The sequence below is a fragment of the Bacillus sp. SIMBA_005 genome (assembly GCF_046535585.1).
Taxonomy (GTDB): domain Bacteria; phylum Bacillota; class Bacilli; order Bacillales; family Bacillaceae; genus Bacillus; species Bacillus pumilus.
Map to the genome: position 1 here is coordinate 1 of NZ_JAWRWI010000193.1, position 302 is coordinate 302.

Here is a 302-nt window from a genome sequence, read left to right on the forward strand (position 1 = left end):
GAAACGTCTTTTACTTTTAATAATTGTTTTGGATCGATAGAACCCTCTGTTAATACTTGACCACGTTCGATTGCGTCACCTTCGATGACTTTTAGACGTGCATTATAAGGCGCTTGGTATTTACGAGTTTCTACATCACCTTGTACTGTAATTTCTTTTAAACCTTCACGGATTTCAGTAATATCTGATACCGTACCAGCAATCTCAGAAATAACAGATTGACCTTTTGGATTACGTGCTTCGAAAATCTCTTGGATACGTGGAAGACCTTGTGTAATATCGTCTCCAGCTACCCCACCTGT

The 302-nt window shown here is 39.1% G+C and carries 1 protein-coding gene; it reads right to left on the reverse strand.

Annotation, left to right across the window (positions count from 1 at the left end; genetic code table 11):
• Positions 1-302: hypothetical protein (locus SB660_RS19720; RefSeq protein ID WP_410583953.1), on the reverse strand; the 302-nt coding region annotated here is incomplete at both ends.